The following is a 13,813-nucleotide window of genomic DNA, read 5'->3' on the forward strand; positions in this document are numbered from 1 at the left end:
GCAAGCCGGGGGGATTCTGCGGTATCGCCAGCCCTTAAATCCGAGACAGGAGCGCGCGCCATGGCCCCGAAGAAACTGTATATCAAGACCTACGGCTGCCAGATGAACGTCTATGACAGCGAGCGCATGGCCGAGGCCATGGGCGGCGAGGGCTATGAGACAACCGCGCGCCCCGAAGATGCGGACATGATCCTGCTGAACACCTGTCACATCCGGGAAAAGGCGGCGGAAAAGGTTTACTCGGAACTGGGCCGCTACAAGGGGCTGAAGGCGGACAAGCCGGATCTGAAGATCGGCGTGGCGGGATGTGTGGCGCAGGCCGAGGGCGCAGAGATCATGCGCCGTCAGCCGATGGTCGATCTGGTGGTCGGCCCGCAAAGCTATCACCGGCTGCCGGATCTGCTGGCGCGCACCCACAACGGCGCCAAGGCGCTGGACACCGAGTTCCCCGAAGAAGACAAGTTTGACCACCTGACCGCGCGGCCCAAGGCCAAGCGCGGGCCGACGGCGTTTCTGACCGTGCAAGAGGGCTGTGACAAGTTCTGCGCCTTTTGCGTGGTGCCCTATACGCGCGGGGCAGAGGTGTCGCGCCCGGCGGACCGGGTGCTGGCGGAGGCGCGCGACCTGGTCGAGCGCGGCGTGCGCGAGATCACGCTGTTGGGGCAGAACGTGAACGCCTACCACGGGCATGACGGCGGGTTGGCGGGCCTGATCCGTGCGCTGGACAAGATCGACGGTCTGGCGCGCATCCGGTTCACCACCTCGCACCCCAACGACATGGATGAGGCGCTGATCGCGGCGCATGGCGACTGTGACAAGCTGATGCCCTATCTGCATCTGCCGGTGCAGGCGGGGTCGGACAAGATTCTGAAACGGATGAACCGGAGCCATACGGCGGACGACTACCTGCGGTTGATCGAGCGGCTGCGCGCGGCGCGGCCCGATCTGCACCTGTCGGGCGATTTCATTGTGGGATTCCCGGAAGAGACCGAAGAGGATTTTCAGGCCACGATGGATCTGATTGCGGCGGTGGAATACGGCAGCGCGTTTTCGTTCAAGTATTCCGAACGCCCCGGCACCCCGGCGGCAGAGCGCCCGCAAGTGCCCGAGGACGAAAAGGACGACCGGCTGCAACGGTTGCAGGCGTTGCTGACGACCCAGCAGCGCCGCTTGCAGGACGCGATGGTGGGCCGGGACGTGCATGTGTTGTTCGAAAAGCCCGGCCGGATGCCCGGCCAGATGGTCGGCAAATCGGAATACCTGCACGCGGTTCACGTCGAATCCGACGCCTTTGCCCCGGGTGACATCGCGCGAATCCGAATCGATTCCAGTGGCCCCAACTCTCTGAAGGGGGTTGTTGCGCCGCTCTAAGACCCCCCAAGAACCCCTTGTTTCAAAAAAAGGGTTCGGATTATCCACAGTAAAACAAAGCGTTTTCGGGAACTGTTTCCGATTTTGGGACAGTACACATAGCTTTTCTCTTCACAGCCGGGGGAGTTTTGCTAATGTGTTGATTATAGTAAATATGCGTGCGCCCGCTGCCATGTGGTGCCCGCATTTGGGGAAACTTAAAATCAAGGGACCAGGCTGTGGCTTATCGCATTTCCAAGGCCATCGGCGCGATGGCGCTTGCGGCCCTCGCTGGTCTGTCGGCCGTTGCGCCGGCAGTCGCCGGGGACGCTGACCAGAAGACACCGTTCATCTCAACGCAAAACACCCGCACCATCAAGGGTGAGCAGTATATTCCGGGCATCTGGGTCGACCCGGATGGCTGTGAACACTGGGTGATGGACGACGGGGTTGAGGGCTACATGAGCCCGCACACCGACCGTAAGGGTATCCCGGTTTGCCGGCGCGGCAACACTTGCGGCGTCATGAACACCGATCAGTTCTTTGCCACCGACAGCTACCGTATCTCGAAACACGGTCAGGCGCGGATCGCGGAGTTCTTCACCTCGTCCAGCGCCATTGGCTATGTGATCGCTGGCCATACCGACAGCCGCGCGACGGATGATTACAACATCAAGTTGAGCTACAACCGTGCGCTGGCCGTGGCCAAAGTGGCCCGGTCCGTCGGGGCCAACATCACCGACGTGCGCGGCTATGGCGAACGTATGCCGGTCGCGACGAACAAGACTGCAACGGGCATGGCCAAGAACCGCCGTGTCGAAATCCTCTGCTTCCGGTAATCCAGAAGGGATCAGGACAATGAACTTCGTTAAACCGCTCCTTCTGGTTGTCGCTGCTGTCGGCCTTGCCGCCTGCGACCCGGTCGGCCCCGACAAGAGCCGTGATCGCCAGTCGATCGACCGTGACGACCTGACCGGCATGAAGGCCGGCATCTGGGTCGATCCAAATGGCTGTGACCACTGGATCATCGACGATGGCGTCGAGGGCTACCTGTCGGCCCGCCTCGACAAATACGGCAAGCCGGTCTGTTCGGGCATCGCCCCGCCGACCATCGCCACAGGCGATTTCAAGGGTGGCTCGACCTCGATCATCGGCGACCCGCTCTGACACTCTGGTGACAGGCATCTACTGGACAAGGGACCGCGCGGCATCTGCTGCGCGGTCTATTTTTGTGGCGTCTGTATGACATTTGGCGTTCATGCGCCGCAGAGACTTGCGCCTCGCGTCCTGCCAATGCACCATATCTAGCAGAAACACGCGTCCGGAATCGGATCGCCCTGCACAGGAGACGGGTTTGACAGCGGGCACCTTGACCGAAGCCATCCTAGAATTTCCCGACAACCGATTGCTGATCGACCTCTGTGGAGAGTTCGACCGCAACCTGACAGACATAGAGGCCCGCACCGGGGTGCAGATCCTGCGCCGTGGCAACCAATTGGCGGTGCATGGTCCCGAAGACGCTGTGCCGGCGGTGGCCGACGTGCTGCGCGGGCTGTATGAGCGGCTTGAACAGGGCCGAGAGGTTGCGCGCGGTGACATCGACCGCGCGTTGCGTATGGAAGATGACGAACCGGACGAGCAGCTGGAAATGTTCACCGGCGGCCCGGTTGAGATCAAGACTCGCAAAAAGCTGATCGAGCCGCGCACCGACGCGCAAAAGGCCTATGTGCAGTCGCTTTTTGTCAATGAAATGGCCTTTGGCATCGGCCCGGCGGGCACCGGCAAGACCTATCTTGCGGTGGCGGTGGGGGTTCACATGCTGATCACCGGCGAAGTGGACAAGATCATCCTGTGCCGTCCTGCTGTCGAGGCGGGCGAACGTCTGGGCTTTCTGCCCGGCACGCAGGAGGAAAAGGTCGATCCCTACATGCAGCCGCTGATGGATGCGCTGAACGATTTTCTGCCGGGCAAGCAGCTGGCGAAGATGCGCGAAGAAAAAACGGTCGAGATTGCGCCGCTGGCCTTTATGCGCGGGCGCACCCTGTCCAACGCCTTTGTCGTGCTGGATGAGGCGCAGAACGCCACCACCATGCAGATGAAGATGTTCCTGACCCGTCTGGGCGAGGGCAGCCGCATGGTGATCACCGGCGACCGCACGCAGATCGACCTGCCACGCGGGGTGCCGTCCGGACTGGCGGACGCGGAGCGGCTGTTGGGGCATGTGCCCGGCATCTCGTTCAACTATTTCACCGCCAAGGATGTGGTGCGCCATCCGCTTGTCGCGGCAATCATCGAGGCCTATGAGGCGGATACGCCGGGCTAGGCCGATGTGGCCGGGTCTGCGTTATCCAATGCGCCAAGAGGGCCGGGGGCACTGTCCCCGGCGCAATCACAGATGTTGACCGACACGATTTTCGAGGATGACCGCTGGCAGGGCCCGGGTCTGGACCAACTGGCCGAGACCGGGGCCGTGGCGGCGCTGTTGCATCTGGGGCTGGTGCCGGAGGACTATGAGATTGCCGTGCTGGGCTGCTCTGACACCCGCATTGCGGTCCTGAACGGGGATTTCCGGGACAAGCCGCAGGCCACAAACGTGCTGAGCTGGCCGTCAGAGGATCTGGCCCCCGAGGCCGATGGCGGCACGCCTTTCCCGCCCGAGCCCGAGGACGATGATCCGCATCATCTGGGCGACATTGCCCTGGCCTATGAGACCTGTGCGCAAGAAGCCGCCGATCGGGGCATCCCGATGGAGCAACATGTCACACATCTGATTGTTCATGGGGTGTTACATGTACTGGGCTATGACCATATGCGTGACCTAGACGCCACGCTGATGGAACGGATTGAGGTTGAAATACTTGGCAACCTGGGTTTGCCGGACCCATATAGTGAGGATGGCGCCCCCGAGGGGGCATGATGGAACGGATTGATGGGCGATAGCGAAGACTCGTCTAAGGCAGCGCAACGCGCGCTTGGATCGGGACAGATGAACGGACAAGGGCCAAGGCCAGGGTTCTGGCAAGGCATTATCGGACGGATGGGCGGAGCGCGGGCGCAGGGCAGAAATGCGACGCCACCAGCGACGCCGTCAGCGGCCAGACCCGTTCATGGTATGATCAACCTTCGCCGGATGCGGGTCGAGGACGTGGCCATTCCCAAGGCCGAGATCATCGCCGTCCCCAACACAATCTCCAAGGATGACCTCGTGTCGGTGTTCCGCGACAGCGGGCTGACCCGTCTGCCGGTCTACGACGGCACGCTGGACACGCCGGTCGGCATGGCCCACCTCAAGGATTTCGCCTTGCAGCACGGGTTCAACGGCACTGGCGGGCGGTTCAACCTGAAACGCCTGCTGCGGCCGCTGCTGTTTGTGCCGCCGTCGATGCCGATCGGGGTGTTGCTGACCAAGATGCAGACAGAGCGGCGGCATATGGCGCTGGTGATTGATGAATACGGCGGCGTTGACGGGCTGGTGACGATCGAGGATCTGATCGAGCAGGTCATCGGTGAGATCGAGGATGAGCACGACACCGAAGAGGATCAGTACTGGACCCGCGAAAAGAGCGGTTGCTACCTGGTGCAGGCCAAGACGCCCCTGACCGACTTCGAAACCGAGCTGGGTCTGATGCTGACCGAACACGACACCATCGACGAGGAAGAAATCGATACGCTGGGCGGGCTGGTGTTCATGCTGGCCGGTCGGGTGCCTGCGCGTGGCGAAGTGGTGCCGCATCCCGTGGGCCTCGATTTTGAGGTGGTGGACGCCGATCCGCGCCGGATCAAGCGGTTGCGGGTGCGCCCCGCGGGTGCGGCGCGCGCCGAAAGCGCGACTGCTCCGGCAGCGGCCCCGGCCCCAACGCAATCGCCTGCCCCGTCCAAGGTCGATGCTGGCCATGCCTGACAGCCGGGCGGCTGATCGCCTGTCCGCGACCCGGGGCCTGTTGCCGGGCTGGGCGCGTCTGCCGCTGGCGGTCGCTGTGGGGGTGATCATCGGTCTTGGGCAGCCCCCTTACGACCTGTGGTATCTTGCCTTTCCCGGCTATGTCGCGGCGATCTGGCTGTTTCTGGTATCCGCGCGCGGCACGCCGTCGGCGGGCACGGGCTGGGCTGTGGGTCTGGGCTATTTCGGCTTTTCCATGAGCTGGATCGTCGAGCCGTTTCTGGTGGATGCCGCCACAACCGGCTGGATGGCGCCTTTTGCGCTGATCGGGTTGGCCGGGGGGCTGGCGCTGTTCTGGGGCTTGGCCTTTTGGTTCGCGGGGCGGGCGCGGTATCCGGCGCTGACGCTTGTGCTGGCATGGAGCGCGGTGGAACTGGCGCGGGCCTATGTGTTCACCGGGTTTCCGTGGGCCTTGGTCCCGTATTTCTGGCTGCCGGTGCCGGTGATCCAATGGGTATCGGTGATCGGGCCGCACGGTCTGACCGTGGCGACATTGGCGGCGGCGGCCTTGTTGGCTGTTGCGTTATGGCCCGGCGCGGCGCGGCGTCTGCGGACGGCCGGATTCGGTGTGGCGCTGGTCGCCTTCCTGTTCGGCGGCGGCATGATGCTGACACCGGGGGCGCAGGATCTGGACGGGCGTCCGATGGTGCGGCTGGTGCAGCCCAACGCGGCACAGCACGAAAAATGGGACCCGGACATGATCCCGGTCTTCATGGAGCGCAAGTTGCGCTACACCGCCATGGCGCCGGAGCCGGGCACGCCGTCCCCGGACCTCGTCGTCTGGCCAGAGACCAGCGTGCCGAACCTGTTGCATCGGGCGGGGCCGGTTCTGGACGAGATCACGCAGGCGGCGGGTGATGCGCAGGTGGTACTGGGCGTGCAGCGCGCCGATCAGGCCGGATACTACAATTCGATGTTGGTGGTCGCGCCGGAGGGCGGGGTCAACGCGTTGTATGACAAGCATCATCTTGTCCCTTTTGGCGAATACATGCCCGCTGCGGCGGTCTTTGCGCGGTGGAACATCGCCGGGCTCGCCGCCCGCGCCGAGGGGGGCTATAGCGCCGGGCCGGGGCCGCAGGTTGTCGACCTTGGCGCGTTGGGATCAGCGCTGCCGCTGATCTGCTACGAAGCGGTCTTTCCGCAGGACCTCAATGGCGCGCTTTTGCGGCCCGACATGCTGATCCAGATCACCAATGATGCGTGGTTCGGGACGCGGGCCGGCCCCTATCAGCATTTGGCGCAGGCACGCATCCGCGCCATCGAACAGGGGCTGCCCATGTTGCGCAGCGCCAACACCGGCGTGTCGGCGGTGATCGACGGGGCGGGGCGGGTGCTGGACGCGCTGCCGTTGGGTGTCGCGGGCTATCTGGACGCGCCGCTGCCGCCGCCAATGCGGCAGACCCTGTATAGCCGAACGGGCGACCTGCCTGCCGGTGCTGTGCTGCTTTTCGCCGGTGCGCTGCTCTGGGCGCGCGGGCGGCGCAATGGTCGCAGGGAATCCGATTGACGCCGCCAACCGCCAAGCGTAGGCGCATTCGGATAACAAACATCCCGTCACAACGGCTTCCTGACGTGACGGCGTCATCATTGGAGCATCCTTCATGTCACGAAATAACTATATCTTCACCTCCGAGTCCGTCTCGGAAGGCCACCCGGACAAGGTTTGTGACCGGATTTCCGACGCCATTCTTGACGCGTTCCTGACCGAAGATCCTTTGGCGCGCGTTGCCTGCGAGACCTTTGCCACCACCAACCGCGTGGTCATCGGCGGGGAAGTCGGCCTGACCGATCAGGAAAAGATGCCCGGTTTCATGGCCAGCATCCCCGACATTGCGCGGGCCTGCATCAAGGACATCGGCTACGAGCAGGACAAGTTTCACCACGCCACCTGCGAAATCACCAACCTGCTGCACGAGCAGTCCGCACATATTGCGCAGGGCGTCACCGGCCAGCAGGGCGATGAGGGCGCTGGCGATCAGGGGATCATGTTCGGCTACGCCACCAATGAAACCGACGCGCTGATGCCTGCGCCGATCCAGTACAGCCACGCGATCCTGCGCCGTCTGGCCGAGGTCCGCAAGAACGGCACCGAACCCGCGCTGGGCCCGGACGCCAAATCGCAACTGTCGGTGCATTACGAAGACGGCAAGCCGGTTGGCGTGACCTCGATCGTGCTGTCGACGCAGCATCTGGACGAAAACATGACCAGCGCCGATGTGCGTGCCCTGGTCGAGCCCTACATCCGCGAGACCCTGCCTGACGGCTGGATCACCAAGGCGACCGAATGGTGGGTCAACCCGACCGGCAAGTTCGTCATTGGCGGACCGGATGGCGACGCGGGCCTGACCGGCCGCAAGATCATCGTCGATACCTATGGCGGCGCGGCCCCGCATGGCGGCGGCGCATTCTCTGGCAAGGATCCGACCAAGGTTGACCGCTCGGCCGCCTATGTGGCGCGCTACCTGGCCAAGAACGTGGTTGCGGCAGGCATGGCCGATCGCTGCACCGTGCAGCTGTCCTACGCCATCGGCGTGGCCAAGCCGCTGTCGATCTATGTCGACACTCACCAGACCGGCAAGGTCAAGGCGCGCGACATCGAACTGGCGATTCCCAAGATCATCGACCTGACGCCGCGCGGCATCCGCACCCATCTGGAACTGAACAAGCCGATCTACCAGCGCACGGCGGCCTATGGGCACTTTGGCCGCGCGCCCGAGGCGGATGGCGGGTTCTCCTGGGAGCGGACAAACCTTGTCCAGGCGCTGAAGAAAGCGGTCTGAGACCGGGGTCTCACCGCGAGACAGTGTTGGAAGGCGCTCCTGCCAAGGGGCGCCTTTTCTTTTGGGCGTTGTCCACGCGCTCGTTCGGGGTAATGGGCGCGCCGTCGGATTGTGGCGCGACGCAGAGCCGGCGTCACGCCACAATCCGACGGCGGACATCTTGCAGGACGGCGCGGCGGGCGTTAAGCGCTAGCCGCCATGACCACATCGAACAAGCATCCCGACGCCCCCTGGCGGAATTTCTACGGCCGCATCCGGGGCAAGACCCTGCGGCCCAAGCAGGAAGAGTACCTGCAAGAGGATCTCGACAAGCTGTCGCCCGGCGCGGTGGATTGGGACGTCAATCCCGACCGGCTGCCGCTGGACCTGCGCGCGGTGTTCGGAGAAGCACCTGTCTGGTTGGAGATCGGGTTTGGTGGTGGCGAGCATCTGGTCCATCAGGCGGTGCAGAACCCCGGTGTCGGGCTGATCGGGGCGGAACCCTTTATCAACGTCGTTGCCATGCTGCTGGGCAAGATCCGGGATGCGGGGGTGCAGAACCTGCGGGTCTATCCGGGCGATGTGCGCAACCTGTTTGACGTGCTGCCGGATCAGTCGGTGTCCAAGGCGTTCCTGCTGTACCCAGATCCCTGGCCCAAGAAGAAACACCACCGCCGCCGGTTTGTGACGGCGGAACATCTGGAGCCGCTGCACCGGGTGCTGAAACCGGGGGCGGAGTTTCGCGTGGCGACGGATATCCCCGATTATGTGCGCCAGACGCTGATCGAGGTGCCAAAGGCGGGGTTCGAGTGGCTGGCCGACGGTCCGTCAGACTGGCGCGAGCCTTGGGCTGACTGGCATTCCACCCGCTACGAGCAAAAGGCGCTGCGCGAAGGCCGCGTCCCGCATTACCTGACGTTTCGGCGGACGTAAGCGGGCAGGGGGCGTCATTCCAGAGGCATGCTTGCGGCATGACCCGTCTGTTGTTGTGAAGGGGGCGCTGCCCCCGTCTCCCGTTGGTCGACTCCCCCGGAATATTTTTGGCCAGAAGAAGCCGGGGACGCCGCGTGCAGGAGTGTGATGGACCTCTGCCCGGGCGCTTGGTATCAGGCGGCGAAGATTTTGCGAGGAGAGCGCTTATGTCTGCCCACGGCACCCCGATCCCGATGACTGCCCGCGCTTCTGGCCCGCTGAAGGGGGAGGCGCATGTGCCGGGCGACAAGTCGATCTCGCACCGGTCGCTGATCCTTGGCGCGATGGCGGTGGGTGAGACGAAAGTGACCGGCTTGCTGGAGGGGCAGGACGTGCTGGACACCGGGCGGGCGATGCAGGCCTTTGGCGCCGAGATCGAGAAAATCGGCGAGACCTGGCATGTCCACGGCGTGGGTGTTGGCGGCTTTGGCGAGCCGGGCAATGTGATCGACTGCGGCAATTCAGGCACCGGGGTGCGGTTGATCATGGGGGCGATGGCGACCTCGCCGATCACGGCGACCTTTACCGGCGATGCCAGCCTGAACAAGCGGCCGATGGCGCGGGTGACTGATCCGTTGGCGCTGTTCGGCGCACGGTCCTATGGCCGGTCTGGCGGGCGGTTGCCCATGACCCTCGTGGGGGCGGCGGACCCTTTGCCGGTGCGCTACGCGGTGCCGGTGCCGTCGGCGCAGGTGAAATCCGCCGTGTTGCTGGCCGGGTTGAACGCGCCGGGGGAAACCGTGGTGATCGAACGAGAGGCCACGCGGGACCATTCGGAACGGATGCTGGCGGGGTTTGGGGCGGTGATTTCCACCGAGGTGACGGACGAGGGCCGCGTCATCACCCTGCAGGGGCGGCCAGAGTTGACACCGCAGACCATTGTCGTGCCGCGTGATCCGTCCTCGGCGGCGTTTCCGGTCTGTGCGGCGCTGATTGTCGAAGGGTCGGACGTGCTGGTGCCCAATATCGGGTTGAACCCGACGCGGGCGGGGTTGTTCTTTACCCTGCAGGAGATGGGCGCGGACCTGACGTTCGAGAACATGCGCGAAGAGGGAGGAGAACCGGTCGCCGATCTGCGCGCGCGCTTTTCCCCCGACCTCAAGGGGATCGAGGTCCCGGCAGAGCGTGCGGCCAGCATGATCGACGAATATCCCGTCCTGTCGGTGGTCGCGGCCTTTGCCGAGGGGCGCACCCACATGCCGGGCGTCAAGGAGCTGCGGGTCAAGGAAAGCGACCGGATTGACGCCATGGCCACGGGCCTGCGCGCCGCTGGTGTCCATGTCGAAGAGGGCGAGGATTGGTGGACGGTTGAGGGGCGCGGTCATGGACAGGTTTCCGGCGGCGTCACTGTTGAAAGCCATCTGGATCACCGCATCGCCATGTCGTTCCTGGTGATGGGCATGGCTTCGACCAAGCCGATGACCGTGGATGATGGCGGGCCGATTGCGACCAGTTTTCCGATTTTCGAGGGGTTGATGGCCGCGCTTGGGGCCGAAGTGACGAGGGGATGAGCCGGGTCGCGTATCTGATCCTGACGGCGGCCACGCTGGCGGTCTATTTCGTCATGGTTCTGTGGACCTTGCCGACCATTGCGGCGGCGGCCGGTGGGGCGCTGCCTTTTGATCTGCGGCCATGGGGCTATTCGCCTGAGGAGGCCGCGGCGTTTCTGAGCGTGTTGTCCGACCCAGGTCGTTCTTTGTACTCCGATGTGCAATTGCGACTGGATACGGTCTATCCGCCCCTGCTGGCGATCTGGATCTGCGCGTCCGCCGCCCGGTTGTTTCCAAGGGGTGTGGTTTGGGCAATCGGTCTGGTGGCTGTGGGCGGCATGGCGGCGGATCTGGCCGAAAACGCCGCCGTGGCGCAATTGCTGGACGGTTTCGACGCGGATACGGCCCGCCGCGCGGCGCGCTGGACCATGGTGAAATCGGCGGCCACGACACTGGCCCTGACGGCACTGTTGGCGGGGTTTGTCGCTTGGCTCTGGGGGGTGTGGCGGGCGCGTGGGGCGGGCTGAACAGGTCTTGTTCAGTGATTGTTGCCGTGGGGCGTCTGGGGTAGATCGGGGCAAAGGGAGAGTGACATGAGCTTTACCATCGCCATCGACGGGCCAGCGGCCAGCGGCAAGGGCACCATCGCACGCCAATTGGCCGAGCGGTACGGGTATGCCCATCTGGACACCGGCCTGCTGTACCGTGCGGTCGGGCGCAAGATGCTGGACGGGATCGACCCGGTCGAGGCGGCGCAGGCATTGGACGTGACCAGCCTTGACGCGCGTGAGTTGCGCGGACCGGAGGTGGCGCAGGCAGCGTCAAAGGTGGCGGCGCTGCCCGCCGTGCGTGCGGCGCTGGTAGATGTGCAGCGCGCCTTTTCGCGGCGCTCTGGCGGCGCGGTGCTGGACGGGCGCGACATCGGCACGGTGATCTGCCCCGAGGCCGAGGCCAAGCTGTTTGTCATCGCCAGCGCCGAAGTGCGGGCGGACCGGCGCTGGCGCGAACTGGTGGCATCCGGGCATGAGGTGACGCTGCAAGAGGTGCTGGCAGATGTGCTGGTGCGCGATGCGCGGGACATGAACCGGACCGACGCGCCGCTGAAACCGGCAGAGGACGCGACCACACTGGACACCTCGAAAATGGCGATCGAGGATGCGGTCGCCGAGGCGGTGGCAATTGTGGACGCCGCGCGCGCCCACGGGTGACGCGGCGCCTGTTCCAATCGGTCTCGGCGATGCGTGACTGGTGCGCGGGAGGTCCTGGGGCGGGCCCGTTTGCAATACGCGTCCTAGCGACGTTTCAGCGTGTCGCCATAGTCGATCTTGGGCGTCAGTTCGATAACGGGATCTGTTGGAGTGTCGGGGTTTTCGACCCGCGCGGCGATGATCTGCGCCGCTTTGCGGCCGATCTCTGTCCGGCAGGCATCCATCGTGGCCAGATTGCGGGGCAACCCGTCCAGCAGTTCCACCCCGTTGAACCCGGCGAGACCCACCTGTCCGGGGATGTCGATCCCCGCATCCAATAGGTGCATCAAACCGCCAGCGGCGATCATGTCGTTGGAATAATACAGGAAATCCAGTTCCGGTTCGCGTTCCAGCATGGCGCGTGTCATCTCGCGCCCTTTGCGCAGCGCCGATCCGCCGGAATAGAACTCCTGATCGACGATCTCGATCCCGTCCTTGGCCAGCGCCTCTGTGAATCCTTCGAACCGTTTGCGGGCGCGGTGATCCAGCGGCATCTTGGTGCCCATGAAACCGATGCGTTGATAGCCCTGTTTGAGGATCGCACGCGCCATTTCGCGCCCCGCGCGGCGGTGGCTGATGCCCACGGCGCAATCGATCGGTTTGCCGTCTGTATCCATGATCTCGACCACCGGGATGCCGGCAGCCTTGAGCATGGCATGCGCCGCCTCACTGTGTTCCAGACCGGCAATGATCACGCCCGACGGCCGCCAAGACAGCATTTCGTACAAAACGCGCTCTTCTTTTTCGGGCATGTAGTCGGTGACGCCGACAACCGGTTGCAAATCGGTCTCTTCGAGGACAGCGCTGATACCTGAGAGCACCTCGGGGAAGACCATGTTGCGCAAGCTGGGGATGATGACGGCAACGAGGTTGACGCGCTGGCTGGCCAGCGCTCCGGCGATCTTGTTGGGCACATAGCCCAGCGTCTTGGCCGCCTCGAGCACCTTTTCGCGGGTTGCCTGGCTCACGTCGCTGCGGTTGCGCAGAACGCGGGACACAGTCATTTCCGAAACGCCGGACGCCTCGGAAACATCGCGAAGGGTGAGTGGGCGGTTATCGTCTGCGGCCAAGGGAATTTCCTTTTAGAGGGATGGCGGTACGTTACTGCAATCGAGGCGGCGTGCAAGGGGCGCTGGGCGGCGGCCCATCCAGAACCGGCGTTGCAAGACAGACCGTTGTGGTGTCCCAGCGCGGACTTGGCCGTGGGGCCAATCCAAGGGTGACAGCGGCGCGTCGAGCGGGTATCCACCGATTGCACGGCCCCGTGGCTCAACTGGATAGAGCAGCCCCCTCCTAAGGGGCAGGTTGCAGGTTCGAATCCTGCCGGGGTCGCCATCATCTTTTTTATCGTACTGCGTCTACTGTGTGGGGATGAGAACGTTTGTTTAGTCGGGCGATTTCAATGGTGCCGTATATGTTTTCCGTTGGGTCGTTGAAAGGAATTCCATGGCCCGGGGTAATGGATGCAGAAGTACACGCGTGCATCCGCGGACCAGATGTGGACTCGGGTCCGACATAAAAGTACCGCGCTGGAAATCCGTGACGCATTTGTAGCGACCGACGGCATTTGGGTCAGTGCGGGCCGCATCCTCGCCAAACTAGCAGGAGTCTTTGCAGCCCTTGCAGCACCAAATTGAGCTCGCAATTCGATATTGACATGGAGGCGCTCAAGCGCGACCCCGGATGGCCACCCACCTTTGCCTTGTCCACTGGCCACAAGCTGGGCCCCGGGCAGCCATATACGGTCGCGCAACCGTAACTCCCTGGCAAGGCGCTGTTGCGTTTGCGTTGCCCTTTGGACGGGTGGATTCAGGGGCAGCCTCGGGTTGAGCGCCCGCTGCGACCAAGCCGGTGCGCCGCCTCTCTGTCTGCTGACGGCGAGGTCACCAGGCAAGACCTTGCCAAATGAACTCGCAATTGTCCGAAAGGATCCTGTGGGGCCAGGGTCACCGTTGTGCGATTGACCCCGGCTTATTCATCCAAATCAGGGGAAATAGCTGGCGTGCCCGCGAAAGCTTTGTAGAATCAAGCTGCTAGACAAAATCCGACAGCAGC

General features: G+C 63.9%; 13 protein-coding genes, 1 tRNA gene and 1 riboswitch. Of the genes, 13 read left to right on the top strand and 1 reads right to left on the bottom strand.

Going from position 1 to position 13,813, the window contains the following annotated elements:
- Nucleotides 1–60 precede the first annotated feature (60 nt).
- The 12 genes from miaB (at nucleotide 61) to CHB90_RS04605 (ending at nucleotide 11,719) form a co-directional block, all read left to right on the top strand.
- On the top strand, nucleotides 61–1,371 hold the full coding sequence (gene miaB / locus CHB90_RS04550; RefSeq protein WP_089276664.1) for a tRNA (N6-isopentenyl adenosine(37)-C2)-methylthiotransferase MiaB: 1,311 nt from the start codon (nucleotides 61–63) through the stop codon (nucleotides 1,369–1,371).
- A 218-nt stretch (nucleotides 1,372–1,589) separates the two neighbouring features.
- Nucleotides 1,590–2,189 carry an OmpA family protein gene (locus CHB90_RS04555; protein WP_245823161.1) on the top strand — a complete coding sequence of 200 codons (600 nt, stop codon included), beginning with the start codon at nucleotides 1,590–1,592 and terminating at the stop codon, nucleotides 2,187–2,189.
- Between the two features lie 19 nt (nucleotides 2,190–2,208).
- A complete protein-coding gene (locus tag CHB90_RS04560) occupies nucleotides 2,209–2,517 on the top strand; it encodes a hypothetical protein (RefSeq protein WP_089276665.1) in 309 nt (102 codons plus the stop codon).
- Between the two features lie 187 nt (nucleotides 2,518–2,704).
- The gene (locus CHB90_RS04565) at nucleotides 2,705–3,673 is read left to right on the top strand and encodes a PhoH family protein (protein WP_245823162.1); all 969 of its coding nucleotides are present in this window, start codon (nucleotides 2,705–2,707) and stop codon (nucleotides 3,671–3,673) included.
- A gap of 72 nt (nucleotides 3,674–3,745) precedes the next feature.
- Complete coding sequence (ybeY, locus tag CHB90_RS04570) at nucleotides 3,746–4,267, top strand: rRNA maturation RNase YbeY (protein ID WP_089276667.1); 522 nt, start codon at nucleotides 3,746–3,748, stop codon at nucleotides 4,265–4,267.
- A gap of 12 nt (nucleotides 4,268–4,279) precedes the next feature.
- Entirely contained in the window at nucleotides 4,280–5,251 is a 972-nt protein-coding gene (locus CHB90_RS04575) for a hemolysin family protein (RefSeq protein WP_089276668.1), read from the top strand.
- Nucleotides 5,244–6,797, top strand: a complete 1,554-nt coding sequence (gene lnt / locus CHB90_RS04580) for an apolipoprotein N-acyltransferase (protein WP_089276690.1) — start codon at nucleotides 5,244–5,246, stop codon at nucleotides 6,795–6,797. The genes CHB90_RS04575 and lnt overlap by 8 nt, the downstream gene beginning before the upstream one ends.
- Nucleotides 6,798–6,838: 41 nt before the next feature.
- A riboswitch (SAM-SAH riboswitch) is annotated at nucleotides 6,839–6,885 on the top strand.
- Nucleotides 6,886–6,891: 6 nt separating this feature from the next.
- The gene (gene metK, locus CHB90_RS04585; RefSeq protein ID WP_089276669.1) at nucleotides 6,892–8,070 is read left to right on the top strand and encodes a methionine adenosyltransferase; all 1,179 of its coding nucleotides are present in this window, start codon (nucleotides 6,892–6,894) and stop codon (nucleotides 8,068–8,070) included.
- A 198-nt stretch (nucleotides 8,071–8,268) separates the two neighbouring features.
- Entirely contained in the window at nucleotides 8,269–8,982 is a 714-nt protein-coding gene (trmB, locus tag CHB90_RS04590) for a tRNA (guanine(46)-N(7))-methyltransferase TrmB (protein WP_089276670.1), read from the top strand.
- Between the two features lie 206 nt (nucleotides 8,983–9,188).
- On the top strand, nucleotides 9,189–10,532 hold the full coding sequence (aroA, locus tag CHB90_RS04595; RefSeq protein ID WP_089276671.1) for a 3-phosphoshikimate 1-carboxyvinyltransferase: 1,344 nt from the start codon (nucleotides 9,189–9,191) through the stop codon (nucleotides 10,530–10,532).
- A complete protein-coding gene (locus CHB90_RS04600) occupies nucleotides 10,529–11,038 on the top strand; it encodes a hypothetical protein (protein ID WP_089276672.1) in 510 nt (169 codons plus the stop codon). Before aroA ends, CHB90_RS04600 begins: the two co-directional genes overlap by 4 nt.
- A 66-nt stretch (nucleotides 11,039–11,104) precedes the next feature.
- A complete protein-coding gene (locus tag CHB90_RS04605) occupies nucleotides 11,105–11,719 on the top strand; it encodes a (d)CMP kinase (RefSeq protein WP_089276673.1) in 615 nt (204 codons plus the stop codon).
- Between the two features lie 83 nt (nucleotides 11,720–11,802).
- Here the strand turns inward: CHB90_RS04605 and CHB90_RS04610 are convergent, their stop codons facing one another.
- Complete coding sequence (locus tag CHB90_RS04610) at nucleotides 11,803–12,828, bottom strand: LacI family DNA-binding transcriptional regulator (RefSeq protein WP_089276674.1); 1,026 nt, start codon at nucleotides 12,826–12,828, stop codon at nucleotides 11,803–11,805.
- A 188-nt stretch (nucleotides 12,829–13,016) separates the two neighbouring features.
- Between CHB90_RS04610 and CHB90_RS04615 the strand changes: the two genes are divergently transcribed.
- A tRNA-Arg gene (locus tag CHB90_RS04615) sits at nucleotides 13,017–13,093 on the top strand.
- The last annotated feature ends 720 nt before the right edge of the window (nucleotides 13,094–13,813 follow it).

The sequence above is a fragment of the Antarctobacter heliothermus genome (genome assembly GCF_900188425.1).
Lineage (GTDB): Bacteria > Pseudomonadota > Alphaproteobacteria > Rhodobacterales > Rhodobacteraceae > Antarctobacter > Antarctobacter heliothermus.

What these genes read in the sequence shown, in the direction of transcription:
- metK (WP_089276669.1), top strand. Translation starts at nt 6,892, where the DNA reads ATGTCACGAAATAACTATATCTTCACCTCCGAGTCCGTCTCGGAAGGC.
- CHB90_RS04575 (WP_089276668.1), top strand. Translation starts at nt 4,280, where the DNA reads ATGGGCGATAGCGAAGACTCGTCTAAGGCAGCGCAACGCGCGCTTGGA.
- CHB90_RS04605 (WP_089276673.1), top strand. Translation starts at nt 11,105, where the DNA reads ATGAGCTTTACCATCGCCATCGACGGGCCAGCGGCCAGCGGCAAGGGC.
- ybeY (WP_089276667.1), top strand. Translation starts at nt 3,746, where the DNA reads ATGTTGACCGACACGATTTTCGAGGATGACCGCTGGCAGGGCCCGGGT.
- CHB90_RS04560 (WP_089276665.1), top strand. Translation starts at nt 2,209, where the DNA reads ATGAACTTCGTTAAACCGCTCCTTCTGGTTGTCGCTGCTGTCGGCCTT.
- trmB (WP_089276670.1), top strand. Translation starts at nt 8,269, where the DNA reads ATGACCACATCGAACAAGCATCCCGACGCCCCCTGGCGGAATTTCTAC.
- miaB (WP_089276664.1), top strand. Translation starts at nt 61, where the DNA reads ATGGCCCCGAAGAAACTGTATATCAAGACCTACGGCTGCCAGATGAAC.
- lnt (WP_089276690.1), top strand. Translation starts at nt 5,244, where the DNA reads ATGCCTGACAGCCGGGCGGCTGATCGCCTGTCCGCGACCCGGGGCCTG.
- aroA (WP_089276671.1), top strand. Translation starts at nt 9,189, where the DNA reads ATGTCTGCCCACGGCACCCCGATCCCGATGACTGCCCGCGCTTCTGGC.
- CHB90_RS04600 (WP_089276672.1), top strand. Translation starts at nt 10,529, where the DNA reads ATGAGCCGGGTCGCGTATCTGATCCTGACGGCGGCCACGCTGGCGGTC.